This window comes from Faecalibacterium sp. Marseille-Q4137, from assembly GCF_017377535.1.
GTDB classification, from domain to species: Bacteria; Bacillota; Clostridia; order Oscillospirales; family Ruminococcaceae; genus Faecalibacterium; species Faecalibacterium duncaniae.
The window spans coordinates 1-26,008 of the sequence record NZ_JAFREK010000030.1 but is presented as its reverse complement, the minus strand read 5'-3'; the positions used below and the strand labels follow the sequence as shown (position 1 = coordinate 26,008).

Annotated in this window: 30 protein-coding genes and 3 pseudogenes; 1 reads left to right on the top strand and 32 read right to left on the bottom strand. The window is 46.8% G+C overall.

Annotation, left to right across the window (positions count from 1 at the left end; genetic code table 11):
- Positions 1-11 precede the first annotated feature (11 nt).
- From J3353_RS11775 to J3353_RS11695, 17 genes and pseudogenes are all read right to left on the bottom strand, one after another.
- Complete coding sequence (locus J3353_RS11775) at positions 12-848, bottom strand: LPD16 domain-containing protein (RefSeq protein ID WP_055230823.1); 837 nt, start codon at positions 846-848, stop codon at positions 12-14.
- On the bottom strand, positions 845-2,923 hold the full coding sequence (locus J3353_RS11770) for a DNA topoisomerase 3 (protein ID WP_055230822.1): 2,079 nt from the start codon (positions 2,921-2,923) through the stop codon (positions 845-847). The genes J3353_RS11775 and J3353_RS11770 overlap by 4 nt, the downstream gene beginning before the upstream one ends.
- Before the next feature lie 139 nt (positions 2,924-3,062).
- Positions 3,063-4,259, bottom strand: a complete 1,197-nt coding sequence (locus J3353_RS11765) for an ATP-binding protein (RefSeq protein ID WP_055230821.1) — start codon at positions 4,257-4,259, stop codon at positions 3,063-3,065.
- Between the two features lie 186 nt (positions 4,260-4,445).
- Positions 4,446-5,126, bottom strand: coding sequence for a DUF4366 domain-containing protein (locus tag J3353_RS11760; protein WP_055230820.1), 681 nt, complete (start codon positions 5,124-5,126; stop codon positions 4,446-4,448).
- Positions 5,116-5,373, bottom strand: a complete 258-nt coding sequence (locus tag J3353_RS11755) for a DUF4315 family protein (RefSeq protein WP_055230819.1) — start codon at positions 5,371-5,373, stop codon at positions 5,116-5,118. Before J3353_RS11755 ends, J3353_RS11760 begins: the two co-directional genes overlap by 11 nt.
- Positions 5,374-5,392: 19 nt before the next feature.
- Positions 5,393-7,093 carry a C40 family peptidase gene (locus J3353_RS11750; RefSeq protein WP_055230818.1) on the bottom strand — a complete coding sequence of 567 codons (1,701 nt, stop codon included), beginning with the start codon at positions 7,091-7,093 and terminating at the stop codon, positions 5,393-5,395.
- Positions 7,094-7,096: 3 nt separating this feature from the next.
- Entirely contained in the window at positions 7,097-9,484 is a 2,388-nt protein-coding gene (locus J3353_RS11745) for a VirB4-like conjugal transfer ATPase, CD1110 family (protein ID WP_055230817.1), read from the bottom strand.
- Positions 9,444-9,878: a PrgI family protein gene (locus J3353_RS11740; RefSeq protein ID WP_055230816.1), complete on the bottom strand. Its 435-nt coding sequence runs from the start codon at positions 9,876-9,878 to the stop codon at positions 9,444-9,446. Before J3353_RS11740 ends, J3353_RS11745 begins: the two co-directional genes overlap by 41 nt.
- 18 nt (positions 9,879-9,896) lie before the next feature.
- On the bottom strand, positions 9,897-10,763 hold the full coding sequence (locus tag J3353_RS11735) for a VirB6/TrbL-like conjugal transfer protein, CD1112 family (protein ID WP_055230815.1): 867 nt from the start codon (positions 10,761-10,763) through the stop codon (positions 9,897-9,899).
- A gap of 23 nt (positions 10,764-10,786) precedes the next feature.
- Positions 10,787-10,882, bottom strand: a pseudogene (locus J3353_RS16590) (Maff2 family mobile element protein); the annotation flags it as partial.
- 87 nt (positions 10,883-10,969) lie between these two features.
- Positions 10,970-12,580: a recombinase family protein gene (locus J3353_RS11725; protein WP_002605633.1), complete on the bottom strand. Its 1,611-nt coding sequence runs from the start codon at positions 12,578-12,580 to the stop codon at positions 10,970-10,972.
- 100 nt (positions 12,581-12,680) lie between these two features.
- The gene (locus J3353_RS11720; RefSeq protein ID WP_002605634.1) at positions 12,681-12,863 is read right to left on the bottom strand and encodes a transposon-encoded TnpW family protein; all 183 of its coding nucleotides are present in this window, start codon (positions 12,861-12,863) and stop codon (positions 12,681-12,683) included.
- A complete protein-coding gene (locus tag J3353_RS11715) occupies positions 12,860-13,717 on the bottom strand; it encodes an ATP-binding protein (RefSeq protein WP_002605635.1) in 858 nt (285 codons plus the stop codon). The genes J3353_RS11720 and J3353_RS11715 overlap by 4 nt, the downstream gene beginning before the upstream one ends.
- Entirely contained in the window at positions 13,714-14,472 is a 759-nt protein-coding gene (locus tag J3353_RS11710; protein WP_002605636.1) for a phage replisome organizer N-terminal domain-containing protein, read from the bottom strand. Before J3353_RS11710 ends, J3353_RS11715 begins: the two co-directional genes overlap by 4 nt.
- Positions 14,462-14,653 (bottom strand): hypothetical protein, encoded by a 192-nt coding sequence (locus J3353_RS11705; RefSeq protein ID WP_006058351.1) that lies wholly within the window; start codon positions 14,651-14,653, stop codon positions 14,462-14,464. The genes J3353_RS11710 and J3353_RS11705 overlap by 11 nt, the downstream gene beginning before the upstream one ends.
- Before the next feature lie 186 nt (positions 14,654-14,839).
- Positions 14,840-16,462, bottom strand: coding sequence for a relaxase/mobilization nuclease domain-containing protein (locus tag J3353_RS11700; protein WP_002602093.1), 1,623 nt, complete (start codon positions 16,460-16,462; stop codon positions 14,840-14,842).
- Positions 16,434-16,832, bottom strand: coding sequence for a plasmid mobilization relaxosome protein MobC (locus J3353_RS11695; RefSeq protein ID WP_002602094.1), 399 nt, complete (start codon positions 16,830-16,832; stop codon positions 16,434-16,436). Before J3353_RS11695 ends, J3353_RS11700 begins: the two co-directional genes overlap by 29 nt.
- Here J3353_RS11695 and J3353_RS11690 point away from each other — a divergent pair.
- On the top strand, positions 16,816-17,214 hold the full coding sequence (locus J3353_RS11690) for a hypothetical protein (protein WP_207684901.1): 399 nt from the start codon (positions 16,816-16,818) through the stop codon (positions 17,212-17,214). The genes J3353_RS11695 and J3353_RS11690 overlap by 17 nt on opposite strands.
- Positions 17,215-17,353: 139 nt before the next feature.
- Here J3353_RS11690 and J3353_RS11685 read toward each other — a convergent pair whose 3' ends face one another.
- The 15 genes and pseudogenes from J3353_RS11685 to J3353_RS11615 form a co-directional block, all read right to left on the bottom strand.
- Positions 17,354-17,749, bottom strand: a complete 396-nt coding sequence (locus J3353_RS11685; protein WP_007054580.1) for an SRPBCC family protein — start codon at positions 17,747-17,749, stop codon at positions 17,354-17,356.
- 61 nt (positions 17,750-17,810) lie between these two features.
- Positions 17,811-18,011, bottom strand: a complete 201-nt coding sequence (locus J3353_RS11680; RefSeq protein WP_007054579.1) for a helix-turn-helix domain-containing protein — start codon at positions 18,009-18,011, stop codon at positions 17,811-17,813.
- Entirely contained in the window at positions 18,004-18,447 is a 444-nt protein-coding gene (locus J3353_RS11675) for an RNA polymerase sigma factor (RefSeq protein WP_007054578.1), read from the bottom strand. The genes J3353_RS11680 and J3353_RS11675 overlap by 8 nt, the downstream gene beginning before the upstream one ends.
- Positions 18,448-18,607: 160 nt before the next feature.
- Positions 18,608-19,012, bottom strand: a pseudogene (locus J3353_RS11670) (helix-turn-helix domain-containing protein); the annotation flags it as partial.
- Between the two features lie 142 nt (positions 19,013-19,154).
- Entirely contained in the window at positions 19,155-19,355 is a 201-nt protein-coding gene (locus J3353_RS11665; protein ID WP_032747079.1) for a helix-turn-helix transcriptional regulator, read from the bottom strand.
- A gap of 2 nt (positions 19,356-19,357) precedes the next feature.
- Positions 19,358-20,023, bottom strand: a complete 666-nt coding sequence (locus J3353_RS11660) for a DUF3796 domain-containing protein (protein ID WP_050540877.1) — start codon at positions 20,021-20,023, stop codon at positions 19,358-19,360.
- 226 nt (positions 20,024-20,249) lie between these two features.
- A pseudogene (locus J3353_RS11655) lies at positions 20,250-20,378 on the bottom strand (Maff2 family mobile element protein); the annotation flags it as partial.
- Between the two features lie 83 nt (positions 20,379-20,461).
- Entirely contained in the window at positions 20,462-20,854 is a 393-nt protein-coding gene (locus J3353_RS11650; protein ID WP_118629860.1) for a helix-turn-helix domain-containing protein, read from the bottom strand.
- Positions 20,855-20,857: 3 nt separating this feature from the next.
- Entirely contained in the window at positions 20,858-21,178 is a 321-nt protein-coding gene (locus J3353_RS11645) for a hypothetical protein (protein WP_002304332.1), read from the bottom strand.
- A gap of 12 nt (positions 21,179-21,190) precedes the next feature.
- Positions 21,191-22,942 (bottom strand): VirD4-like conjugal transfer protein, CD1115 family, encoded by a 1,752-nt coding sequence (locus tag J3353_RS11640; protein WP_148342135.1) that lies wholly within the window; start codon positions 22,940-22,942, stop codon positions 21,191-21,193.
- Positions 22,942-23,424 (bottom strand): PcfB family protein, encoded by a 483-nt coding sequence (locus J3353_RS11635; protein ID WP_002304320.1) that lies wholly within the window; start codon positions 23,422-23,424, stop codon positions 22,942-22,944. Before J3353_RS11635 ends, J3353_RS11640 begins: the two co-directional genes overlap by 1 nt.
- Before the next feature lie 36 nt (positions 23,425-23,460).
- Positions 23,461-23,772: a DUF5720 family protein gene (locus J3353_RS11630; RefSeq protein WP_117416131.1), complete on the bottom strand. Its 312-nt coding sequence runs from the start codon at positions 23,770-23,772 to the stop codon at positions 23,461-23,463.
- Positions 23,773-23,782: 10 nt separating this feature from the next.
- Positions 23,783-24,424 (bottom strand): DUF3846 domain-containing protein, encoded by a 642-nt coding sequence (locus J3353_RS11625; RefSeq protein ID WP_148342136.1) that lies wholly within the window; start codon positions 24,422-24,424, stop codon positions 23,783-23,785.
- Positions 24,425-24,478: 54 nt separating this feature from the next.
- Positions 24,479-25,006: a hypothetical protein gene (locus tag J3353_RS11620; protein WP_148342137.1), complete on the bottom strand. Its 528-nt coding sequence runs from the start codon at positions 25,004-25,006 to the stop codon at positions 24,479-24,481.
- Between the two features lie 8 nt (positions 25,007-25,014).
- On the bottom strand, positions 25,015-25,941 hold the full coding sequence (locus J3353_RS11615) for a ParB/RepB/Spo0J family partition protein (protein ID WP_148342138.1): 927 nt from the start codon (positions 25,939-25,941) through the stop codon (positions 25,015-25,017).
- Positions 25,942-26,008: the final 67 nt, after the last annotated feature.

The window sequence follows — 26,008 nt, the reverse complement described above, 5'->3', positions numbered from 1 at the left end:
GATTATCCTCCTTATCTTTCGGGTTCCTTAAAACTGTGCGACATTTTAGATGGTACTGTCTGTCCCGAAATCTGTTTTAACTGATCAATTACGGATTCTTTAGGTCGAGAAACCGCCTTATCCAACTCATTCTTTAACTGTGTTGCTGCCTGTACCACAGAAATTTCATCCGAATCTTCAATAACCTGTTCTAAAAAATCTCGGTACGGAGCAGCGTTTCCATTTGTGAGATCATGATAAATCTCAACAATGTTGCTCTTTTTATCATCAACTCTGTCAGCATATTCATAGTGATCGTACTCATCAGAGAACTGGTCAATTTGTTTTGCCAGGTCAAGCAAAGAAGCATTTACAGCTTCAACAGCCTCTGCTTTTTCCATGACTTCTTCATATACTTGTACTCGCAGTTCTCTCATCTGAAGTCCAAATCCAGCCAGAATTTCAGCTCGTGCTTCCAGCATAGACAGCTCTGGATTGTCCAACTGACCGCCATCAATCTCATGAAATTCTTTATCAAAGAGCGTATAGTCATAACCATCTTCACAGGTCTGGATTGCAAGATACTGATCTCGCCCAACCTGCCATGCAGCTTCATCACCCATGATTTCCGGTTCCGCCTGACAATAGCTTCCGTTACGCTCCAGGAGTTCTGCAAACTGGCAGATGTGGAACACATTGTTTCCAATCTGTGTATGGTACTCATCAATAAACTTGCAGGGCTTAATGACTACTGAATCATCGGAGTAGTGTACCTGAATCGTTCCGCCATCCGGGATGCGAAACAAATCTCTATAATGGCTGTCAATGAACCGAATGTCCTTGCCATCCGGATTAAACTCATTCATCATTTACTTTTTCCTCCGTTCTCAAAATTCATATTAAACTGCGGTTTCCCTTCCTCCGTTACTGTCATTACAACGGTTGCATCGTACATTCTGCCGGTCTTAGCAGATTTACATCCTTTGAGCTTAACCTCTCCATTGGACAAGAGCTTTTGTGCCACCGCTGATGTCAGGCTTTTTCCGATGCTCTCGAAGTAACGGCTGTTTTTCCATAGAGCGAAATGGCATTCTCTTTTGGAACAGAAAAATCCTTTCTGCCGTTCTGTGACGGAACTGCCACAGACAGGGCAAACACCCACTGTCTGCACTTCCTTTGCCATAAGCACATCAGACCCTTTTACCTTTTCATAGGTCTGCACCAGTGCAGAAATCATATCCTGAATTTCTTTCAGAAAAGCATTGCTGTCATATTCTCCACGCTCAATCATGAGCAGCTTTTCTTCCCAGTCAGCGGTCATGGATGGAGATTGAATCTGTTCCGGCATCACGGTTACCAGAGCGGTTCCTTTATGGGTGGAAATCAGGTGCTTGGTTTTCTTATCACCTTTACGTTCCAAAAAACCGATTCGTACCAGCTTTTCAATCGTAGCAGCACGAGTCGCCGGTGTCCCCAATCCCTTGCGCTCCGCATCTTCCGGCATTTCATCTGCACCGGCAGTTTCCATACTTTGCAGAAGGGTGTCTTCTGTAAAATGCTTGGGCGGTGATGTTTTTCCTTCTTTTACCTCAGTGGAATAAACACTCAAGCCCTCACCAACTGTGAGAGAAGGGAGCTGCTTTTCACCCTCTTTATCCTTATCAGCAGGTTTTCCGGAGAAAATTTTCCATCCAGACTGTACTGTTGTTTTGCCCTTTGCAGAAAAGATATAATTTCCATCCGAAAGTTCAATCACGCTTTCGTTGTACCGGAAAGGCTCACCGACCGCACAAAACAGGCGGGTGGCAATCAACCTGAGAATTGCCTGTTCACCCTTTGGCAGATCATCCAGGCTGCATTTTATGGCTTCTTTGGTGGGGATAATGGCGTGGTGGTCAGAAACTTTCTTGTCATTGATAACCTGCGCCGCATGAACCGGAACGTTTTTCACATCCTCCACAGGGAAAATGTTGAAAAGCGACTTTATCAATTCCGGAAGCATATCCTTCATGTCACTTGTCAGATAACGGCTGTCAGTACGGGGATAAGTGACCAGTTTTTTCTCGTATAGACTCTGGGTATAGTCCAGTGTCTGCTGTGCTGTGAATCCCAACACCCGGTTTGCATCCCTCTGCAAAGAAGTTAAATCATACAGGGCAGGCGGCTTTTCAGATTTTTCCTTGTTTTCTGCCTTTGTGACATTCAGAACCGAACCAACACACTTCCGGGCAACATCATCCGCAAGAACTTTTTGCTTCATCCGCTCGCCAGATGCAGTGAAGTCCTGAAAAGCCAGTTCTACTGTATAAAAAGGCTCAGGTCTAAAAGCTGAGATTGCAGCTTCACGCATCACGACCATTGCCAGAGTGGGCGTCATAACCCGACCCACATTCAACGTCTGTCCATAAAGGGTAGAAAAAAGCCGGGTAGCGTTAATTCCAACCAACCAGTCGGCTCGCTCCCGGCATAATGCCGCTTCGTACAAAGCATCATATTCTGTTGACGGTTTCAGCTGCTCAAATCCCTCTCTGATAGCGGAATCCTCCATAGAGGAAATCCAGAGTCTTTCAAAGGGCTTTCGACATCCAGCCTGCTGATAAACCAGACGGAAAATCAGTTCTCCCTCTCGACCGGCATCTGTCGCACACACAAGGCTCTCTACATCTTTTCTTGCCATCAGTTTTTTGAGAATTCCAAACTGCTTTTTGGTACTAGCAGACACCTGATATTTCCACTGATCCGGAAAAATAGGAAGGTCTGCATACGCCCATTTATTATATTTCTCGTCATAGGCTTCAGGCTGTGACAGCTCTACCAGATGCCCCACACACCAACTGACTACATAACCGTTTCCCTCCAGGTATCCATCCTCACGCTTTGTCGCACCCAATACCTTTGCAATACTTTGTGCCACTGATGGCTTTTCAGCCAATACTAATTTCATTTGCATCTGCTCCTTTCTGGAAAATAAAAAAGCAGCCATACACCGAAATGTAAGACTGCTATGTAACAGGGGGTTATCTCCCTCATTGATGAAATATCTCCGTCATTCTTTTTTCAAATGACGGAGATAACGGAATTATTTATTCCTGTAACAGCCACTCTGCAATATCGTGAATCTCAATCCCTTCATAGCTGTACTTTGGATGTCTGGTTCGTGCGATAATCATTTTCGGATACGCATCTCGAATTTGCAACAATGGAGAATATTCTCTTTCAAAGGTTTCCTGCCCGGAGATATTGTCGCTGACCTGAATATAGATTTTCTCACTGCCTTTCTGGGCTACAAAATCAATTTCTTTCTGATACAGCTTTCCAACATAAACATCGTAACCACGGCGCAGAAGTTCGATGCAGACCATATTTTCATAAACTCTGCCGTAATCCATATTTCTGCTGCCCAGGATTGCATAACGAATCCCCGTATCACACAGATAGAATTTCTCGGAGCTTTCCAGATACTTCTTGCCACGAATATCATATCGCTTAATATCATAGAAAACAAAAGCGTTGCACAGATATTTGATATATTTGCCCACCGTTACGTGACTTGTCGCTATATCATTCGCATTCAAAAGCTGACTGACCTTGTTCGGAGAAGTCAAATTGCTGATATTGTCCATCAGGAACTCGCTCAGTCTTTGCAAAACGGTTGTATCAGATAAAGCGTATTTCTGCACCAGATCTCTTGTAACAATGGTTTCATATACTTCCTTGATATAGGTGATTCGATCTCTGTCGTTTGGATAGGCATAAGAGCCAGCCAAACCACCTTTGAAAGAGTATTCATCAAAGAGCTTATCCTTGTCGGTGACATTATCGTAGTATTTGCAGTATTCCTGAAAACTGAATGGGAACACATGGATTTCAATATATCGTCCGGTAAAAAGGGTTGCCAGGTCAGCACTCAGCAGGAAGGCATTGGAACCGGTCATGTAAATGTCATATTTGCCTTTGGAATAAAGGCTGTTAATAGCCAACTCAAACTTCGGACACATCTGAACTTCGTCAATAAAGAGGTAATTGGTTTTGCCTTCTGCATAATGCTGCTCCACATAGGAGTGGAGAGCGTGATATTCCTTGATTTCTTCAAATTCCAAATCCATGAAGTCAATGAAGATGATATTGATATTCTCGCAATTTGTTTTCAGGTGTTCCATGTATGCCTGCATCAGCTTGGACTTACCGGAACGGCGAATACCTGTGATGATCTTGATGTCCGGCGTACCATTTAACTCGATGATTCTATCGAGGTATTTTTTTCGCACAATCGTTTTCATATATCCACCCGCTTTCAAAAGTTGATAATTTTTTGAGTTTTGAAATTAAACTGTTACTCTCATTATACAATCCTCAAATAGTATATGCAAGATGCCGCTTTCAAAAACGTGAAAATATTTGTTTTCTGAAAGTGTGTATGTAAAGGGCAATCCGAAGATTGCCCCAGGCTCAATGCCAGACTTCAATTACACCAGTTCTTTGTCCTCACTGTCGGAAATGATGTCGCCATCATCTTCCTCGTCATAGCCATAATCCTCGTCATCGTCCACATAATCAGCATCCGGATCGGGCTTTTCCTGGGCTTTTTCTTCTTTCTTACCCTTGAGTTTTTTGAAAGCATAGAATCCGCCGCCACCAGCAAGCAGGAGAATTGTCAAAATAGCAGGAAGAACATTGGGTTTCTTTTCCGGCTCCGGCTCTGGTTCTTGAACTTCAGTATCAGTCTCCGGCTTGGTTTCCGGCTCAGGAGTTGGCTTGGTTTCCTCAACAGGTTTCAGCTGCTCCAGTTCTTCCTCATCCATCAGCTTCATCAGATCAACTTCATCGACCTGATTCAAAAAGTGAACTGTTTCTTTACCCTCATCATCACGATCAATAATGAGATAAAAATAATTCCCAGTTTTTGTTACAACGGTGATAAACTGTTTTCCCTCAGAAGGGTGTTCTCCTTCATCATCCACCAGTGTCATATTGCCATCCGGTGTAAGCGGCTTCATCGGCTCACTGGTTTCCGGTACGGTTTCTTCTGTCTGCTCCTGCGTAGTTTCAGCAGGAGCCTCAGAAGCATAGGCAAATGCCGTTGTGGAAAATATCCCGATGCTCAAAAGCAGCGCCATACAGGTAGCGCCCAAATACTTAATTTTCATGTGTAGTTTCCTCCTCTGTTACAGATTGAATCGTTTCCGGTTTTGGTGCGGAATCTTCCGCAAACATTTTAAGAAGTTCGGAAAGCTGGTCAGGGGTCAGGTTGGCGGCGTGTACCATCTCGTGAATCTCGGAGTTTTCCTCCTCACGGTATCTGCGCTCCAAATCCTTTACCCTGGAATCCCATTCCGCTTTCTTTTTTCGTGCCTTTGCAAGTTCAGCACCAAGCCTTTCTAATTTTGCGCCCATAGTTCTCCTTTCCGGCAGCTTAAGGGATTCTGCCAAAGCAGTAAAAGTGCTGCTGCCAATAATTTGTTTCGATGGAAGCATAAGAAATCGGATCACCACAGTGAATCATCATCCCGTTGCCCACATAAATACCTACATGAGAAGCTCCTGATGTGTTGTAGGTTCCCTGGAAGAAAATCAGATCTCCTGGTTTTGCTTCAGAAGGCGGAATAATATCACAGAGGTTTTTAAGCCCGTTCGCAGTTTGTCTGCCGACACTCCATCCATTGCCGCAGTTATTGATGACCCAGCTGACGAATCCAGAACAATCAAAACTGGTAGAAGGGGAAGAACCACCCCAAACATAGGGATACCCCAAATATTTTTCAGCTTCTCTAACCATGTTGGCAAAAGCAGTGTCCGTCAGTGCTTCACCTGGAATATCGTAGTCAGTGTATTCACCACCACCTCCAGGGGCAGAGGAAACATCTTCACCAAACAAATAAGAACGATTACCTAGCGTTTCCAACAGCACCTTATATCGTTCCCATTGCTCTGCGGTCAGTCTAGAAGATGCAATTACATTGCCAAGTCCGTAGTTGGTCAGGGTAACATTCAGAATACGATATTCATAATAAACAGTTGATGTGTTGCCATCTTCATCGGTAGTAGTATAAGAGCGTATCTCAACTTCCTCATCAAGTTCAAGATCATACTGTTCTTCAAATAGTCTAACAAGTTCTGCCTGTACTTCTTCACGTGTATAGTCCTCAAAAACAACCGTCAGATAAGCTGCCAGCTCATAGGGGTTGTGTCCGATTTCATCGAGAGCATAACGGTATTCGTCATATCCCGGATGGGTGGACTCAATATTGTCCACCTGGCTTCGCAAATCATTTTCTAAAGCCGTATAATCTTCATCTGTCCCCAAAATATCCTCATCTTCCGCAGTAAAAGAAGTCCCCAACACTACCTGAGTACCGCCCTGGAACATGGTAGAGCAGGCGGAGAACATTCCAGATATGACCATGAATAACAGCCCTATTGCCAAAACCCAGAGCAATGCGGTCTTGTGTGATACACAAAAATCGGCAATCTTCTGTGTCAGACTTTTTACTCCTTTTGCAGTCTTTCCTGCACCCTTTGCCGTAGCCTTTCCGCCTTTTCCGGCTCGTGCTGCGGCATATTCTTTCTTGATGTTATGCTTTTGCCGCCATCGTGAAAGAGGATTGGAAGAAGCATTGGGATTGTCCTTTTTAAACTTTTCAAACAGTGCATTCACATTTGCTTTATCTGATTTGCTCACCAGCTTTTCTGCCTTGTCATAGGCTTTCAGCTTATGACTGTAAACCGCATGATCGGCAATATGGTAAGCAGTTTCCGCACCAAGCTCTGTCTGATGGGCTGTCTGAACGCCCACATTATCATCTTCATATCGAGAGATAGATTTATGGACATTCGCAGACAGGGTATCTACCGGTGCATGAGTTACCGTTCGTTTGATACCGGAAGGCTTTGGGGGAATATCATCTGCCTTTGCCTTGCCAAAACGAAGTTTTGCAGTTCTGCTAGCGGAAACATCAGCTTCCTGCCGCAACTTGCGGTGTTTCTTTGGAGTGATTTTATCCACTGCCTTTTCTGCCTTCGCTGCGGCTTTTTCCGCTTTTCCAGCAGCCTTTTTTACCGCATCGCTGGACAAATCATCCTCAGTAAAACGGAGTCGGGTAGGTCTTTTCGCCATCTATTACCCCTCCTTTTCTTTGGATACCTCAGACAATTTGGTGGTCATAATACGGTACAGCTCAATGTCCTTCGGGAACCGGTCAACAAACGGAAGAATCACATTGCCATAAAACAAAAGTCCTTCGCCCTCACCGGAGTTTGTGACATAGGAGAGCTGATGGGGAGAGATATTCAGGCGCTGAGCCAGAATGGTTCTGTCCTCGCTTGCCTGATTGAGCATATAGATGAAGTCCGAATTTTCTAGGATGTTGGCAATCTCCGGACTACGAAGCAGGTCTTTTACATTCTGGGTGATACCGGTCGGAATGCCGCCCCATTTACGAAATCGCTTCCAAATTTCAATGGAATAAGTTGCGGTCTGTTCCTCTTTGAGCAGCAAATGGAACTCGTCGATATAGTATCGAGTAGATTTTCCTGCATTACGGTTTTGGGTGACACGTCCCCAGACCTGATCCTGTACAACCAGCATCCCGATTTTTTTCAGCTGATTGCCCAGTTCCTTAATGTCGTAACACACCAGACGATTCTGAATATCTACATTGGTTCGGTGATTAAACACCTTCAGAGAACCTTTAACATAGATTTCAAGGGCAGTTGCAACATGATGCGCTTCCTTTTCTTCCTGCTTCAAAAGGGCATTATACAAGTCCTCCAGAATAGGCATATTCTCCGGTTTGGGATCATCAAAATATCGCTGATAAATCTGATGCACACAACGGTCAATGACCGTCTTTTCGACCGGCTGCAATCCGTCCTTGCTACCTACAATCAACTCACAAAGGGACAGGATAAAATCTGCTTTCAATGCCACCGGATTGTCGTCCTCTGAATAGTTGATATTAATATCCATCGGATTAATATAGTTGGTGCTGGAAGAACTGATTTTCACGACCTGTCCGTGGAACTTGTGAACCAGGGCAGTATATTCTGCTTCGGGATCACAGATGATAACATCATCGTCAGTTACCAGGAAAGCATTGGTGATTTCACGTTTTGCACTGAAGGACTTACCAGAACCGGGAGTACCAAGAATCAGTCCGTTCGGGTTTTTGAGTTTCTTCCTGTCCACCATAATCAGGTTGTTGGACAGTGCGTTCAGACCATAATAAAGCGTTTCTCCGCCGTTCTGGAACAGTTCCTGTGTAGTGAACGGTACAAAAATAGCCGTAGAACTTGTAGTCAATCCACGGCGAATTTCAATCAGGTTCTGCGCCAGGGGCAGGCTGCTCATCAGCCCCTGTTCCTGCTGGAAGTCCAATCGACGCAGATTACAGTTGTGCTTCTGAGCAATGCTCTGTGCTTGAAACACATTGTTCTCCAGCTCCTGCTCTGTGCGTCCGGTATTCATAACAAGAAACGTGACCATGAACATACGCTCATTCTGGCTTTGCAGCTCTTTCAGCAGAGCTTTGGCATCCCTGCCATAGGTGGCGAGATCGCTTGGGATAATGTCCATGTCATATCCGGAACGAACCGCCTTCTTCTGCTCTTCAATTTTACTACGATCAAGTTCGGTGATGGTGCGCTTAATGGTTTTGATAGCAGCGGTCTGATCTACCGACTGAATGTGTATAGTAACAATCTGACTGGATTCCATATCCAGAAAATCTGCCAGCATCCGGTCACTGAGATCAGATGCCGAAATGGATAGAAAAGACATAGAACCGTACAAACTGCCCATCTGAAAAGTTCGGTTGTTTTTGAATGCAAAGGCGGTAGGGGCAATGAAATCCTTTACGGAAAGCCCGGACTCTACCAGCCACTTCCAGTCAAAAAAGAACTTATCATCGTCCCCCATGTGGAACATAGCGTGCATCAGACGCAGACGCTCTTTGCCGTCCATCGGAGTTGCCACAACACCCAAACGGCGGAAATTGTTGAGAAGGTCGTTTTCGATATGAGCCAGTCTCGGTTTTGCCTGACGCATGGATTCTGCCTCGATACCGAAAGTCAGATATTTTGTTTTAGTCAAACCGTTGTTTCCTTGAGAAAGCTGTTTTTTCAACATCTGACTGTACTCCGCACGAACGGGATTGAACTCATCTTTCTGAAATGGGATACGGACACTCTTTTCAAAGCTCTCTGCATCGGTTCCCATATTCATAAAAGATAGTTCAAAATGAATAGAACTATCAAAGAAATTCAGAAAGCTGCACCATTCATCGAAAATAGCAGTTTTATCTTCCTGCTGGGCAAGCTGATAATTGATGTCCTGATACTGGATAGTTTTGGTGTAATAGTTATCCGTCACACGACAAATTCCATCGGGGAACATCCTTTGAAACGGGATAGACTGTTGAGCAGTCTGCGGAATCCCGTTATCTTTTTTTGCACGTTCGACAACAGCTTTAATTTCTCTCTGCTGCTTTCGATTGAGATGGGCAGGCATTTTTATTTCTCTTGTCTGTTTTTTCTTCTGGAAAAACAATGCGTTCTACCTCCTTTTCAAGCTGGTACTGACGAAACAGTACATCATAGTAATTATCGGTCTGATACGGTCTGATTTTGGGGCGTACAAACTTCGCCTGAATGAAATGGTGTGCAATAACTTCAAGCGGCTGTCCATCCTTTTCGTACATTGCGAGAAAGAATAGTGGAAGCATGACGATAATCATGCCCAATGCTGCCAAACTGACATTGCCAAAAGATTTGAGAAAAAAGAAAAACGGCACTCCGATGAGCGCCGCTGCCCCAAAGCAAATAAGCTGTCGTTTTGTCAGGTTAAAGAACACCTTAGATTTTACCCTCGTCAGGTCACGAGGGACAGGGATATATGCTGCCAAACAAACACCTCCTCTCTGTTAGTGTGCATTGAATACGCTCTTTGCAAGTGTTCCTGTCTTAAACAGGGTAAAGCAGAGCAATACGGTGTAGCCCATGATTCCCCAGATATCCGCAATAATATCATCTGTAAATGCAAGGGACTGTACCAGTACCGCATAAATACCAACACAGATGATGATTAAAAAGCCCTGAAAACCGAGAGCAAATAAAGAGCGCAGATAGTTCTGCCCGATCTGATTTTGTTCACGATTTGCAAAAGTTGAGAATGGAATGGGTGCAAGGCTCACCATTAAATAGATTTCAATCATTCTGCCATAAACAATGACAAAAATGATAATGGCAAGGGCAGACATTGTAATCTGCACAACGAAAGATTGCAGCAACAAGCCAATCAGAGGACCTAAGTCCATTCCCTGAAGCGTTTCTTCCAGCGCTTCCAGTCCAGAAGCGTCTATGGCTGTGTTACCGGCTATAATGCCGCCACTGGCATTTACAACGTGCTGTGCTACATCGAAAACCGCCATTGTAATATTGAATGTGTTGGTGATGAGCATGACCGCAACAAAGGTCTTGAAAACCCATTTGAAGAAAATCCAGGTTTCAAAATTAGCAAGGTTGTTGTGGTCAATTATCAGCTGAATCAGCTCATAACAGGCTATGAATGTTAAAATCAAGCCTGCTATGGGAATAATTACTGATTCGGAGATGTTGCGAACCATAGCAAAAATCTCCGGAGAGAAACTCTCCGGAGTTCTGCCCACGGAGGTTGCTATCTCGCCAACCTGATTGTTGACGGACTCAAACATCCCCGACAGATTTCCCATAATGGCACTAATAAGCATTTCTTTCAGCCAGTCTGTGATCTGTTGGAGTATGCTGTCCAAAGGCGATTACCTCCTTTTTCTGTTTAACCAAACAATCCGGAAAGCAATGGAACCAGTGTGGTTCCAATCAGAGCGACACCACCGCCCGCCATCAACTGCTTCATACCCTGGGACTTTGCTGATGTGTGATAAAGAAGTAGTAGAAGTGTAAAAAATTTTGCCGTTCCTATCCGGCGTTTGCGCATTGCGCCGGATAGGTCGGGCGGTCATTCGGGCAGGTCTACCTTGCCAACGAAAGAGTAATAAATATCAATGTCCTGTCTGCGTGTGCCGTTCTCGTCATAGCTGCACTCATGCACAACGATTTTCTCCACAAACTCACGCAAAAGGGTAGGGGTAAGTTCTTCAAAGCTGGTGTACTTGCGGACAACATTCATAAACTTTTCTGCGTTTACCGTGGCTTCCTGCGCTTTGGAAAGCTCTGCCCGGATAGCGGCGGCTCTCTCTTTCAGTTCTTTCTGCTCGGCTTCATAGTCTGCCGACAGCTCCGTGAAACGCTCGTCTGAAATGCGCCCGGTCACGCTGTCCTCATACAGCCGCTTGAAGATAGCGGATAACTCGCTGATACGCTTCTCGGCGGCTTCCAGCTCCTTTTTCCTTGCGGCGTTCCTGCGCTTGCCCCCGTCCTCGTTCTGCTCGATCAGCAGCTTCATAAACCGGGCTTCGTGCTTCGCTGCATAGCTGGTGACTTTCCGCAGATTGTCGGTCACTCCGGCGGTCAACAGGTCGGTGCGGATAAAGTGCGCCGTACAGTCACGGGTACGCTTCTTGTAGCTCCCGCAGATATAACAATCCTGCTTGCGGGTGGCGTTCTGGTAACGCTGCTGGTAAAGGACGCTGCCGCAGTCGGCACAAAAGAGTATGCCGGAGAATAAGCCCACTTCATCATAGCGGTTCGGGCGTTTGCGCTGCTTGCGTAACTCCTGCACACGCTCCCACATCTGGGTGTCAATGATAGGCTCATGGTGGTTCTCGAAAATCGCCTGTTTCTCAATGGGGTTCTCTACGCTGTGCTTGGTCTTGTAGGACGGCTTCTCCGTCTTGAAGTTTACCAGACAGCCCGTGTACTCCCTGTTTTCAAGGATATGTACCACGGTATTGGTCGCCCACTTGCACTCATAGCCGGGGTGGTAGCGGCGGGTGCTTCCCGTCCGACGGTATTCCAGCGTTCCCGGCGTGGGGATCTCCTGCTCTGTGAGCATACGGGCTATCTTGGTCGGCCCGTTCCCGGCAAGGCACAAGCTGTAAATCTGCCGCACAACAGGGGCGGCTTCCCCGTCAATGATAAAATTTTCGTCCTCGTCCATAAAGTAGCCGTATACGGGTTTGCTCGTGACGGGCTTCCCGCTCATACCCTTAGACCGTTTTACTGCTTTGATTTTCTTGCTCGTATCTCTCACCAGCCATTCGTTAAAAATGTTCCGCAGAGGGGCAAAATCATTGTCGCCCTGTGCGCTGTCCACTCCGTCATTGATAGCGATAAAGCGGACGCCTTTCTGTGGGAAAATCATTTCCGTATACATTCCCACTTGCAGATAGTTTCGCCCTAACCGTGACATATCCTTGACGATAACGGTGCCGACTTTTCCGGCTTCAATGTCCGCAAGCATGGCTTGAAAACCGGGTCTTTGGAAGTTCGCCCCAGAATAACCGTCATCTGTGTACCATTGCAGATTGGAAAAGCCGTTCTGCTTCGCATAGGTTTCAAGAATACGCTTCTGGTTTGAAATAGAATTGCTCTCACCTTGCAGCTCGTCCTCGTGGGATAATCTCGGATAAAGGGCGGTAATAAGGTTTCGGGTGGTCTGTCTTAACATAGTGTCCTCCATTTCCGACAGCCAGCCCCACTATTCCGTATGACTATCATACCACACGCCGGGGCTGGCTGTACAGTCCTTTCTGCTTCTTTACGTCCCGTCAAATTGCCGATTTTTGTGTAGCAGCTTCCGCTTCCAGCACTTTCAGCATTTTATCGGCGGCGGTGGCGGTGGTGTCCTGCTTGAAATAGCCGGAAACGACAAGGACAGAATTACCTATGCGGATTTCCGTCACGCAATCCGGGCGGCGGGTGCTGCGGTCATTCTTTGGGGTGTTGGTCATAGGCGGCTCTCCTTTCTGTTCATCAGCTTTTTCAGTTGTCCCATTTTCTCCTGCGCCGTGGCTTTTCGGAAGTTGCTCCCGGTAAAGCGGACAGGAGAACACATTTCAATCAGACGGTCATAAATGCGGGCGTGGGCGGTGTCCTCCGGGTGCTGCAAGTCCTCCAGCGTGAGATTAGTCGTGACGATCAGCGGCCTGCCGCTGCGGTAACGGCTGTCAATCACGTTGTAGACCTGCTCTAAGCCGTATTCCGTTCCCCGTTCCATTCCAAAATCGTCAAGGATAAGCAGCGGGAAGCTGCAAAGTCGGGAGATATATTCATTCCTGCCCTCAAAGCTGGCGGCAAGGTCACCCAATATCAATGCAAAGTTTGTCATGCACACGGGGATTTCACGCTCCATAAGGGCATTTGCGATACAGCCCGCAAAATAGCTCTTGCCTGTGCCAACGCCGCCCCATAGCAGATAGCCAATGTTGCGCTCTTTCATGGTTTCCCAGTTCTCCACATAGAAATGGGCGTGTTCCATTTGCGGGCACTTGCCGTTGTCGTTCTCAAACGTCCAGCCCTGCATAGCCGGGTCTGTAAAGCCCCGCCGCTTCAACCGCTCGACAGTTTCAAGGTGACTGCGCTGTTTCTCTGCGGCTTCCCGTTCCTCACGCTCTGCCCGCTGGCAGTCACATTCTGCCGGGTGGCGGTCACGCCCCAGCCATGCGGCGGTTTCTTTGGGGAAATAGCCCTCTTTGGGCTTGTGGCACTTCCCGCAGTATAAAAGCCCGTCCTCGCCGGTGTAGTCCTCCGGCTCCGGCGTGGTGTCGGTCATATTCAAAATCATTTCATCAAATCCATTCGTCATAAGCTCTCGCCCTCCTTACAGGTATAATCGGGTATGCCCTTTTTCGGGGCTTTCTTGGCTGCGTCCTCCTGCGCCCACTTGAAAATCGTGGCTGCATGGCTCTTGTATTTCCTCCCGCTGGAAGCGATATGGCAGGATAGGCGGTCAATGTAATACTCCCACTTGCCGGGAAGCTCTGTTTTCAGCCCGTCAAGCTCCGTATCGGAAAGAATGACATTGTGGTATCTGCCATAGGCGGCGGGGGCGGGGTGTCCCGTTTCTAACTCTCTCTCTTTTTCTATTTCTATATCTATCTCTTTCTCTATCTCTATCTCTGGTGGACAAATGTCCGCTCGATATGGTGGACATTTGTCCGCCCCTGTCTGCGGCAGGGCTTTTTGTTCCTGCAAAGCCAGCCGCGCCCTGCGCTTGCGCTCCCCCTCGGTAGAGGACTGGCCGATTAAAAGCTCAATGTTGCTCATGTAGAGTGCGCCGCTTGGCAAAGGCTCCACAAGCCCCAGCTTCATAAAGATTTTCAAAGCTCTCTCTACGGTACCTACCTGCTGGCGGGTAATGGTCGCAATCATCTGGGCGGTGTAGGGGATATTCTCGTCAAGCTGCAATTTCCCGCCGTTTTTCAGCGATTTCAAGTACAGCTTCAAGAGAATGTTGGAATAGATAACGCCGTCCTGCATACTTTCCAGCAGAACGATTGCATCATCGTCAAAATAGCTCTCTTTCAGCTTGAGGTAGTAATATTTGCGGTTATCTGCCATAGGCTGCGTCCTCCTTTTTCCAGCGTTTGGAATAATAGCGAGGGCATAGTATGATAACCGCCCGGAAGCTCTGTTTGCAGTCACGGGTGCAGCCCCGGCATAGGTCGTTGTAAGTGATACGGTTGCGGTGGTTGAGGAAGAAAGACCATTCCAGCCGCCGCTTCTTGCTCATTCTCGGCAATGGTAAGCTCCTTTCTGCCGTTCCTATCGGTGTAGCGGGATAGGGGGCATTTTCTGTATGTTCTCGGTATCATTTTCGGGCTTTTTCTGCCCTGTAAGCCCCGTTTGGAAGTCGGGGAGTATTGCGGTAAGGGTTCATATCATACCTGTATTTTTGTAGGGTTTCGGTATCATTTCGGGGCGGTCTTTAACGCTCCTGTTCACGCTTTTTCTGCTGGCTCGGTGCGCCCCTTAAAATCTGGTCGATATTGCGTCTGACTGTCTGAAGCTCCTGCGCCCGCTGGCGTTTCTCCCGGTAGTCGTTATATCCGGCGTTCTTCTGGACGGTAAGCTGCTCAATCTCCCTTTGCAGGGCTTTGCTGGCTGGCAGCTTGGTTATTCCATGCTCCCGGAAATAACGGGCGGCTGTGTCCGCTATGATAAAATCGCTTTCGTGCTGTTCCCGGTAGGCTCTCCGGGCTTTCTCCGATTTCTGCGCTTTCAGACCGTCACGGGCGGGCTTCGTGCCGATATAGCCCAAAAGGTTGCGCTGCAATTCCTTTTTCTCCCGGATAGCGGCTTCCAGCCCTTTCAGTCCGGCAAGGCTCTCCTGCGTGGCGGTGTTGGCTGCGGAAATGGCAGCGTCCAGCTCGTCCGGGGAAGAAAAGCCATACTGCTGGTAGAGCATGAGGGTAGCCGACATCTGTTTGAGGTTGTGCATGGTCGCCCACTTCTCATAGCCCCGTCCTTTCCCCTCGGCTCGCTTGGCGGCTATGTCTACCATGCGCTGTACAGCGTCATTGTTCGGGGCGTTTTTCGCTTCTTTTTTCGTCCGTAAGCGGTCTTTGATACTGCCGGGGTATTCCGCTATGGCTGCGGGTTTTTCGGCGGCTCTGGCGGCGTTCTGCTCCAAAACGGAGAGGACAGCAGCCCGGTCAAAATCGTCCCCCAGCTTCCGGGCGGTAATTGGCTTCGTCCTGTCCGGCGTGAGGTAACTTAGCCGCCCCCGGCTCTCCTTGACGGTCACACCATGCCGGAGAAGCAGGGCGGCAAACTCATCAAAGCCGGAAGCAGCGGCAAGGGCTTCCCGGATAGTCCGGCGCAGCTTCGCCTTATCCGTTTCAAACTTGGTCTGCCGGGGCGCGATACCGTCCGCAGCAATAGGGGCGTTGGCTCTGTCAAGGGCAGCCTGTCCTTTCTTCTGCGCCCAATACTCACGCTCGGTAATGCGTTCTTTGCTGCCGTTCAAAAGGTCTATCTGGTAAAGCCCCTCGCTGTGGCACATCTCCATGACTTCGGCTTTCAGATAGTTCATAGCTGCGTCCGTACAGCGGTGCTTGCAGCCTGCTTTCCTGTCCGCTGGCCTGTCCATGTGGGGCAGCATGGGAACCTCCGCAATCCGCAGACTGTTAATGACGATATGCACATGGATATTTTCGGTGTGGCTGTGTCCGTCCGGGTGGGTGCAGACAAGGGCCTGGTGTCCGGGGAAATGCTCGGCGCAGAACTTCTCGCCCAGCTCCTGCGCCCGATCAACGGTCAAGCCGTTGTCCGGGCCGTCCCGTGGGTCAAAGCTGATGATGTAGTGGTGGCTCTTTACGTCCTCCCGTTTCTGGTTCTTGCCGTAGCGGAGATTGGAGCGCATACAGGCAACGGCAAAATCCTCCCCGCCACAATTCAGAGAGGATATGCGGTAGTCTACCCTCGGTATGAGCCGCCCGTCTGCGTCAAGGGTGGGCTTCATGGTAAACTCGTCATGCTCGAATGTGAGGTATTTTTCAGCGTCCCCGTAGTTGGCATTTTTAGAGCTGATATGTTTGAGTATCGCCAACGGCTTCACCTACTTTCTGCAAGACTTCAAACTTCAAGGCGGCAAGGTCGGCGGCGGCTCCCCGCACTTCCTTTTCCAGCCCCCGGTAGGGGCTTCCGTATTCGTTCAGGCTCCGGGCAATCTGGTTTAAGTTGCCGCCGATTTTCCCGTACTCTGCCGTGAGCTTGGAGAGGGCGGCAAGCAGCCCGTCATTGACCGGGGAAACGGTGACAATGGGGCGTATGGTCGCTTTCCGTATGGCTTGCCGGATAAACTCGGACTGGCTGATTTCATAAGCCGCCAGCCGCCCGGTGAAGTCGGCGTATTCTTCATCGGTCATGCGGGTCTTTACCACATGACGGCGGTGGGGCGTATTGTATTTCTTTCGCATGGTCTGTGACCTCCTTTCTCGCCCGACAGGGCGCATAGCAGGGTTTGGGGAAGGCACTCCCCAACAAGATTCCCGCAGGGGCAAAAATAAGCGGAGAGCGAATTTTGGCACCTCGGTAGAATCTTGCTCTAAGAAACTGCCGGACTGCCGTTCACTTCCTACTGCCACTTTTTCAGAAAATCGCAACCAGCTTTTTTATAAAAGGCTGCGGGCTGGCATTCTCCCCCTTACTCCCTACAACACCGCAAAAAGCAAAAATGACGGACTTTCCGGCAAGAACTTTTCCGGCGGCTCGGTCTTTCCCGACAATAAGGCGTTTTGGAAGCTGCGTTTTGCCCGCTGTCTGAAAAAAGCGGCAACCTTTTTTGGCTTCACTGTCTAATACGGAACATTTGGAAATTTGCCAAAAATGGGCGCAAAAAAAGCAGCAAATCTTTTTCGGATTTACTGCTTCATGTGCCGCTGCGGGACGGCGGGATATTCAGTTTTTATAGTGGTTCAGTGTGGCAAACTTGAAGTTGTTATTTCAATGCTTTTTTTAAGTCCAGAACAAATTGTTCTTGTTGCTTTTTCAGATAAATTTTTACAAAAGGTTTCATAATCCACTTTTTAGGTGTCACATTTTCTGTAAAATCAATTTGTGTTTCATTTCCCTTAGCTGTAAAAACACCAATCCAATGTCCTGACATATTGCTATTTTCCATGTCAAATTCCCAGCGTTTATATGGCTCAATAGTAGTGATAGAAAATGTAGTTGCATATCCGTCTTTAGTGTACTCAATAAATTGCTTCTCATTTATGATTTCTGTTTTGCTTAAATCGCTTCGCCACTCACTATATTTTTCAACTGCAAAAACAATATCCCAAACTTTATGAATATCCTTGTTAATAATAGCATTTATATTTGAAACCGCCATTTTTATTCCCCCTTCAAAATTCAATTTGCTAAAATGATTTTATCATATCATCAATCCAAACTCAACGGTCAAGCCGGAACTTGAACAGGCTTTCAATCAGCTTTGTTTTGATGTAGTCCTCCATATCAGAGTTATAATAGCCGTTCATTTTGGAAAAGTAGCGGATATATCCGGCGTAGCGGTCAAGGACAGCTTGTATCGCTATGGGGTCGCCCTCATGTGCCTTTATAATCGTGTCATAGGGGAGAAGTCGGTTACTCATGGGACAACACCTCCATTTCCTCTTTCAGCCGCTTCAAGGCAAGCTGAATATGCCGCCCGATTGTGCTGCGTGTCCAGCCGCTTTGTTCTCCGATTTCTTTCTGTGTCAAGTGCTGGAAGTAATATAAAAAGATTTCCTCTTGTGTCTGTTCCGGCAGCCCGGCAAGAGCCGCCGCAAGGGAACAGCTATCTAAAAATATCGTCTGCCCCCGGACAGAAAACAGATAAGTTTCGCCATAGTCCGGCACTTGAAAATACTCGTCTGTGGTGCTTAGTGGGACAAACTTTTCTTCGGTCAAATATTCAAGAGAGATTTCCCGTCTCCACCTCGCCGCCAGCATACGGGCAGCGTCAAAGGACGCATGGCGAATAACAATCCGGCAATAGGTATCATGGGTATAGCGGATATGTTCTTGATAGGCTTCCTGTTCGGTCATGGAAAATCCCCCTTTCTTCAATTATGGGAAAGGGCGGCAGCATTTTCTGCTGTCGCCCCTTGATTACCCACCGGCAAGGACAGGCGGGGCTGTCAACGGTGGGTGCAGCCCATTTACTTGCCGTTGACTGGCTCGGCTGGTTTTGCTATTTTTAGCGACTTCATTCATCTATGCTTATCGTTTCATCACTTATTGCTAGCGGGTTATTCTGGGTATTGCTGTTGAGGTCTGGAACGCTGAAAAAGACAGCAATAAAAATATTCACAAGAACGATTACTGCTAATATAATGGCAACAATTTTCCAGATACGACGTGAGCGGCGGTTCTTGATTGCCAGTTGCTCGTTTATTCTGGATAGTTGTTCGGCAACATCACTGGCGACATTTTCATTTTCAATTTTCGTACCCAGCAATTCACTGACAGATACCTCTAATATTTCAGCCAGACGAATAAGAGTATCAGCGTCGGGAACGGACAAATTTTTCTCCCATTTGGAGATAGTCTGTCTGACTACATGAAGTCTGGTTGCTAATTCTTCCTGTGAAAAGCCTTTCTGTTTTCTGAGAGTTTTTAGATTTCATAGAAACATGATGCGTTCCACTCCTTTGTCTTGGTAAATCAAAAATAGCATGATAGCTGCTATGCGGCAAGCAATGCAGATTAACATTAGCGCAACTGCCTATAAAATAAGCATAATTCCGCACAAATCACTTGAAAACGAATATTTCTTCAATCGGTGCTTCAACAACTCTTGAAATATCAATCGCCAGTTTAAGTGAGGGATTGTATTGTGCCTTTTCCAGCCGCATAATTGTTTCTCGCCGCACGCCTACCTGTGCCGCTAACTGCTCTTGTGTCAAATCCTTTAATAGCCTGTACTTTTTTAATCTACATTCAAAATCCGGCACGCTTATTCCTCGCTTTCATCAAACTGTTCATCGTTATCATAATGATATAGCAGATATTCGCTAAGGAATATTTCAAGTGCTATGGAGAGAGCTATAACAATAACAAGAGCAATTAAGGTATATTCAAGGTTATCCATGAGCTTTCCCTGTCCCAAAATGAGTATTGCAAGAAAAATAATGGACAGAGAAGTTTTGTTCGCTACACTTTGCGCTTTCATTTTGTTTTCTTTGTATCGTTCATCTATAAGAGTATTTGACATTTTTCCCTCATAGAAAAATCCGAAAAAGCCGAAAAACAGGAAAAACACAAAAGGAAAAATTGTCTTGTCAACGCTGTAAGTCCAAAATCCCAAAAATCCGGCAAATCCTAATAAACCTAAAAAACCCAGTTTTGGATTTATTGTTCTGGTGGATTGCAAGGTTAATTCCCTACGCCTGTTTGTTTTAATAGATTCCAAAAACAACACAACAATATTCACAATATACAAGGTAAGAAGTACGCCGGAAATAATCATAGGCAGGTCTTGCACTCTGAAAACATATTCAGATAAATCCATAGGCACAATAAACCTTGAATTGTTAAATGCTATCGTGTACCATGAAGATATTGCTACCAGCAGAGCGCATATCACGCCCAGGCAAATTGTGAGTTTCGTTCTTTTTTTCATAATGGTGTCCTCCGATGAGATGTATTTGTCGCTTGTCGAGATAAATATATCACTTCAAAGGCTGGCTGTCAATAGGAAAGATACAAATACATCACTTTCCCCAAAATGCTTAGAAAGACAAAAGCTGATATAGGAAAATCCCCACATCAGCTTTTCGTATTGGTCTGTGTTTCGGAAATAGTGGCTGCTGTCTATCAAATTATCATTTGTTACTTTACCGCACATGAGCATTTGCGCCGGGGTTATCGTTGCCGTAGCCCTCAAGCAGATTGATTGCACCCCAGATGCCAAGACCTGCGCCCAGAGCGATAACGAGAGTCTGAAGAACGGTTACTGCGCTATTGAAAAATGCCATAATATTTTCCTCCTAAAATTTGAAATTGTTTTGAGAATAGAAAAAGCCCTCCGTACTACCGGTATCAAAACCGGACGGAAGGCTTAGTTTGCGAGAATCTTTTCAAGGAACTCCTCAACGGTTATCACGCCAAGTTTCTGTTCCATTCTGCTTCTTGCATATTCAGTTTCACAATCATATATATCACCACCACCTTTCATGAGAAACAGCCAATACATTGACTGCAACAAATCTTCACGAGAAGCACAGATCGTCGGTGAAAAAACAGCAGGTGAAACCTTCAGAACCTCTGCGAGTTTCGCTGTGGTTTCTGCATTAGGGGTTCGAGCGTTTTTCTCATACTGAGCAATACGGACATCCGCTGTTTTCTCGGAATACCCCATCAGGAGTCCAAGCTCTTTCTGTGTAAGGCGGCGAAATCGTCTAATGAACTTCAAACGCTGCCCAATAGAGGTATCTGTGATCCACCAAGTCATTTTTTACACCTCGCTTTCTGCAAATTCTCGATATACAACCTCATTTTTTGCTCTGCGTTTGCCTACGGCTTCACTGGGAGCAAGGTCAGGGTAGGTTGCCTGCACTTTCTGTCTGCTTCTGCGGACAGTTTCAAACCCCGGAAAGCTGCGTCTATCCAGTTCCTTCAAAAACACAGGAACCGTCATGGCATGAATGTCGATGCCACGCAGCCCGGAATAGTGTTCCAGTACCATCAGGTACAAATGATTGTCGGTATTTCTTGCCTTGTGGTCGTGTTCCAAGATGTTCTTAACCAGGGCAGATACCGTTTTCAGATTTTCCAAACAGAAACCTCCTTAATCCGCATCGACTACCACAAACTCATCACCTGCCTTGAGCTTCAACCTTCGACTCAGAAACTGTTCAATGTTGAACTCATTTCTCTTATCAAAGTCTGATGTGTACTTATAATTGGGGTGCTGCGTCAGATCGTACTTGTCAGAAAGAAACGGTCTGACACCACGCAACTGCAAAATACACTTGCTTCCATCCAGAACCGCAAGCTCATCTACGCTCGCAAGGTCTTTGCCTAACTTCTGATAATTCAAGCCGTAAGACGGGCTGTTACCTCTGGTGTTGGAGGTGTTGTAGGTGTCGATAGTTTCTTTTCCCAATGCCTGATTTAGTTCTTTAAGCGTGGTTGGCTCAGAACCACCCAGGAAAATTCGGGAATCCATGTTGCCGATGATGGTATCGGCATTGTCTTTATAAATGGCTTTCAGCTGTGATTGTGCCTGGAGAACAAGGCAAGCTGATATTTCACGGCTTCGGATTGTCGCTACCAGTTTTTCCAGATTGGGAATCTGACCGATGTTTGCCATCTCATCAATCAGGCAGCGCACATGAACCGGCAGTCTGCCGCCGTACACATCATCTGCTTTCTCGCACAGCAAGTTGAACAGCTGTGTGTAAATCATGGAGATCAAAAAATTAAAGGTCGCATCCGTATCTGACATAATCAGAAAGAGCGCCGTTTTCTTATCTCCGAGAGTATCCAACTGCAACTCATCATAGGCAGTCACATTTCTGACCTCCTGAATATCAAAAGGAGCCAGACGAGCGCCGCAGGAAATCAAAATCGACTTAGCGGTCTTGCCGGCAGCCAGCTTGTATTTTTTATACTGACGGACTGCAAAGTGATTTGGCTTTTTCTTTTCCAGGGCTTCGAACATCAGATCCACCGGATTCTGGAACTCCTCATCATCTTCCCGCACCTCCATTGCGTTCAGGAACTCAATCAGGGTGGAGAAATTCTGTTCCTCAACCGGAGCTTCATAGTGGATATATCCGATCAAGGCGCAGTAGAGCAGCGTTTCCGCCTTCGTCCAGAACTCGTCACCGGCTTTTCCATCACCCTTTGTGTTGGCAATCAGCGTTGTCACCAGTTTCAGAATGTCTTTTTCTGAATGGATATAGGCAAAAGGGTTATAGTGCATCGACTTCTGAAAGTTGATGGTGTTGAAAATCTTTATGGTGTAGCCATGCTTCAAAAGGGCGTTGCCGCACTCAATCACGATGCTGCCTTTGGGGTCAGTGACCACATAGGAGCTGTGCATCTGGAGAAGGTTTGGCTTCAACCAAAAGCGAGTCTTACCGGAACCCGAACCGCCGATAATCAGAACATTCTTATTTCGGGCATTGGCAGGATTCTTCGGGCGATTGCTCATCATCAACCGCTCCGTTTTTGTCAGGATCACATTGTCCTCGAACTTTGGTGCAATAAACGGCTCAATATCTTTTGCCGTTCCCCAACGAGCAGAACCGTACTCAACATTGTGTCGGTACTTCTTTGCGTTTTTGCCTTTTAGATAGACAGCCAGCCGGAGTCCTGCGCCGCAGAAAATGCCAATCAGCAAATCCAACGGGTGAAAGCTGGGCAACGGATTGTTCAGGGCTATCGGAAGGGCATTAAAAAAGCTGAGGATTTTCGCAGATGAATCTGCACCCTCAGCCAATCTCCATGCTTCTCCTAAATTCGTAGCGAACAACCCTACCAGAAAATACGGTAAATTCAGAATCAGGAGCTTTTTAATTTTTCTCTTATCCATCACAGATCACGCTCCTGTTTCTTCTCTCGAACCTTCTTCGGAATCGCTGCGACAATTTCCTTGAACTTCTTCAGTTGCGCCAGAACGCTCGGCTTTTCATTCTTGGTTAATGCCCTTGCCTGATGTTCCTTGCAGATCGCATCCAAAGCATCTGCATCTTTGGAACGGACAAAGACAAGAAACCGGGGAGGATCAACGGACTTATCTTTCCTTACGGCAAAGTCCACGCCGTACTTCTTGGCGAGCTTTTCAAAATCACGGATACTCTCTTTGTCGATCTCAACATTCGTAGCACCCTGATTCTGTCCCAAAAGCTGTTTCACGGATTGTTTTCCATGAACGGCAGGGTCTCGTGCCTTTTTCATTTTCACTTTTTCCCGGTGCTGCAAATACTTGCGGATACCGGCAATGATAGTGCGCCCCGTCAGCTTGGTAGTGCTGATCGCCAGGTTCACTGTCCTGTTTTCAACTTCTTCCTGCATGATTCATCACCTCCTGCAAGCAGTAGAGTGAACAGATTATCGTGCCATATCTCTGTGGTCGTAATACAGATTGCCCTTGGCAACTGCGGCATGGCTGATAATCTTGATATTGCCAGCTTTCTGGTTATCCAGAGCCTTCTGATAACCCACATCGCTCAAATACAGGCGATTTCTTTCGCCTTTCCAACCGACAGGCGATTCATCGGTCAGCACATCGAAAATAATCATGTGCTTGGTGGCTTCATCAAATCGTGCCAAGTCCATATAGGTATGTCCCTGGTACTCCTTGGCACCATCCTGAATCCGCTTTCGCTCCATCAGCTCTCCAATCGTCGAATTTCTTTGCATAAGAACCTCCTTACAGAACATCTCGGTCAGGGTTAATTTTATGGGGAACCGAATCAGCTTTGACAGGTGCATCTTCTTTCTTCACCATGTCATCCGGCAGGGGAAGCGCCATAATGCTGCGCCCCATGCGTACAAAAGTCTCAGGCTGATGAAAGTGTTCCTCAAACTGCTTCATCAGTTCCGGGGACAGAGAACAAAAATCCTCCTCACCCAAACCAACCACCAGGAAATCACCGGCGATAATGTCATAAATATCGCCGTCATCATCACGCAGCGCACGGTTCAGGTCTTTGCCTGCGAGTTTACCTTCGTCGTGCATGAGCAGTGCAACCGGCTCATTGAACGGATAAGTTGCCTCAATATCGCCACCTACGGCTTTCTGCAAATCCTCCAGCTCACAGCCGATCTGCACAGCCTGCGGATACATGAACGGCTTTACCAGCAACACATTCATGGTATCTGCCTGTTCTTTCTGAACCTCCCGTTCCTCGGTCGTGCCGAACGCAACACCGGTAAAGTTTTCGGAGTCCAGAATGTACTCCGAATTGTAATAAGCGGCTCTAACCTGTTCCTCTGCCGCATCGTGAGATTCTGCTTGCACCGTAACCGTTTTCTCCAAGGTTTCGGTAATCTTCACATCGTATTCTTTCAAGTTTCGATACCTCCGTTTCTTTGGAAATAAGAAAAGCGACCATCCATGAACCTGTTACAGTTCATAAATAGTCGCATCCGCATCGGCTAAAAGCTCGAACAAGCAAATATCGTCCAGTTCGCAAATCAGGGAACCCATGTCGAAGAAAATATCGTCCTCGCATTCCACCGTAGTAACTACACTGCGGTGTTCGTTAAGACAAATGGCTTCTTCCTTGTCCATCGTAATCGTGGACATACAGGACACCACATAGAAGGTCATATCTTCTGTTAACCACAGCTCCTTGCTCTGAATCGTGCGAACTTTTTCATTGCCGCTCGTATCTTCTACATAGGACAGAAGCCGCACGGCTCTGCTGTTCAGAAGTACCGTTCCCTGATAGTCGATACCCTCACCAGCAGAGGACAATACTCGGTACTCGCAAACCATCTCGGCATTTTTCTGGAACGACCTTGCCAGAAGCGTAGGAGAAATATCATCGAACTCCTCACTGTAATTTACGAGCATATCTACCATATAATCAGGATCGCAAAGGTCGTAGAGTTCTTCCAAAGCGCCCTGAATGTTTTTGGGTGTAAACATTTTTTACCTTACCTTTCCATAGATTTTTCTCTTTTTTTCTGCCACTGTTCCAAAAGCTGAATAATTTTATCCTCCATCTGCTTGTTGGTATAGGACTTCGGGAAGTATTTTCGCAACGAATCCGTTTTGAAGGTTACTCTGTCCAGCTCTCCCTTCTTGATTTCATTCATAATCTCGCACATCGCATCCAGCGTACACTCGCCCTCCTGTGCGAGCTTTTTAATTCGCTGTGCTTGCGAAAGGGAAGGAGCTGCTTGAGCATAATCCATTGCAGAAAGAAAATCCTGCTGTTCTTCTCTTGCCAGATAGGAAAGCTCCACCGCAGGATTGAATTTGATCTGACCCGTATCCACCATATCCAACAGTTCCGGAATCAGTTCGGTTAGACGGATATAGCGTTGCACATTCTTGTAGCTTTCACCGGTTCCTTCAGCCACTTTTTCTACTGACAACAACTTCTGGACAAGTTGTCCAGAAGTTAAATCTGTCCTTTCGCCCTGATGTTTAATTGCATCCAACTTCATCTTGTAGGCAAATGCTCTTTCGCTCGGAAGAATGGTTTCTCTCTGCAAATTCGCATCGACCATCAGAATAATGGCTGCATCATCGTCCAGGTCACGAACAATCGCAGGCATGGTTTCCTTACCCGCAAGCTCCGATGCCCGGTGCCGCCTGTGACCAGAAACGATTTCATAACCACCATCGGGGTCAGGACGGACAATCGCCGGGGTGAGAACTCCGAAATCTCGGACGCTCTCTGCCGTTTTCATCATTTCTTCATCATCAACCACACGGAAGGGGTGTCCCTCGAAAGGGTGCAATTCAGAAAGCGGAATTTCCTGCACTCGCTCCTGCTGAGATTCGGCTCTGGATTGCTCGGTCGAGAAAATATCATCGTACCCCTTCAAGCTGATGTTTGCGCCTTTTCTCTGCATTGTTTAACACCTCCTCGTATTATAAAAGAGTAGTATTTATAGACCGCTCTCCAGCGGTATGCTACAC